The organism is Vibrio sp. Vb0304 (genome assembly GCF_033338995.1).
GTDB lineage: Bacteria > Pseudomonadota > Gammaproteobacteria > Enterobacterales > Vibrionaceae > Vibrio > Vibrio alginolyticus.
Genome location: NZ_JAWOTT010000195.1, coordinates 1 through 1,244, shown reverse-complemented (window position 1 = coordinate 1,244; position 1,244 = coordinate 1). Strand labels below are relative to the sequence as shown.

Genomic DNA, 1,244 nt, shown 5'->3' with positions numbered 1-1,244 from the left:
TATGCCAAAACTCGATCTACCAGTTAACGTCACTGGTGGCTCAGTACTCGGTCATTACAGCCAAGGTGGCGGAGCGAGACTGGCAGGTAGCGGAGGCCCTGTGCCTTTAGCAACATTCCAACCTCAGATGCCTCGTAAGGCCGCTCGTTCTGGACTTGAGAAAGGTATCGTACTTGTAGAGTTTACTGTTAACGAACGTGGTAGCGTCGAGGACGTCAAAGTTTTAAAAGAGACACCACGTAAGTTGGGCTTGGGACAAGCCGCGAAGAAAACCGTATCTAAGTGGACCTTCAAACCCAAAATGGTTGATGGTAAAGCGGTTAGCTCTCGCCTTTCTCAAGAAATTGAGTTCTCTACAAACTAAGGAGTCATACGTATGAAAGCATATACCAAACTGTTGGCTTCTCTAGTGTTATTGTCAGGCGCGTATGGCGCGCCTGGTTTTGCCAACACTCCGGAGTTGTCAGACAAAACGTTTCGAACGGTAAACAAAGTTCAGGAACTCATTGCTACAGAAAAGTACGCTGATGCCCTTTCTAAATTGAACTCAGCATTAAGTAGTACAAGCAAAAAACAATATGACCGTGCAGTCTTACTGCAACAGATGGGCTTTTTGTACTCTCTGCAAGATGACTACCCGAAAGCAGCAAAGTATTTTGCTGATGCGTTAAGTTTAAACGCACTTCCAGTGCCTGTAGCCCAGCAAGTTCGTTATAGCTTGGCGCAGCTTTACTTAGCCGAAGGGCAATTTAAAAAATCAGTAGCAACCATGAATGAGTGGTTCAAAATTGCAGAAACCACCGAAGAAAAGCCACAAGCGCATGCATACATCACTCTAGCGAGTGCTTATGTTCAGCTAGAAGATTACAAAAACGCGATTCCACCAGCTAAGCAAGCAATCGCTATGAGTAAAGAACCTAGTGAATCTTGGTATCAGCTACTGATGTCTGCGCACTATGAACTTAAGCAGTTCAAGAGCGTTGCGGGTGTATTGAAAATATTAACCACTAAATATCCAAAAAATAAGCGTTACTGGACTCAATTGTCTGGTATTTACATGGAGTTAAATCAAGAGCGCAATGCCCTTTCAACACTAGAAATGGCTCATAAATTGGGTCTATTAGAAGGTGAGAAAGAATACCTGCGTTTAGTAAACTTCCAAGCTTATCAAGGGGTGCCTTTCCGCGCAGCGAAAACACTTCAAACAGCCTTTGATAATGGTCATGTAGAACGCAACGCAAAAA

The 1,244-nt window shown here is 44.0% G+C and carries 2 protein-coding genes; both read left to right on the top strand.

Annotation, left to right across the window (positions count from 1 at the left end):
• Positions 1-364, top strand: a 364-nt coding sequence (locus R7P35_RS24930) for an energy transducer TonB (protein WP_318093060.1), incomplete at its 5' end; no start/stop codon positions are given.
• 12 nt (positions 365-376) lie between these two features.
• The coding region (locus tag R7P35_RS24925; protein WP_318093059.1) for a tetratricopeptide repeat protein at positions 377-1,244 on the top strand (868 nt) is incomplete at its 3' end.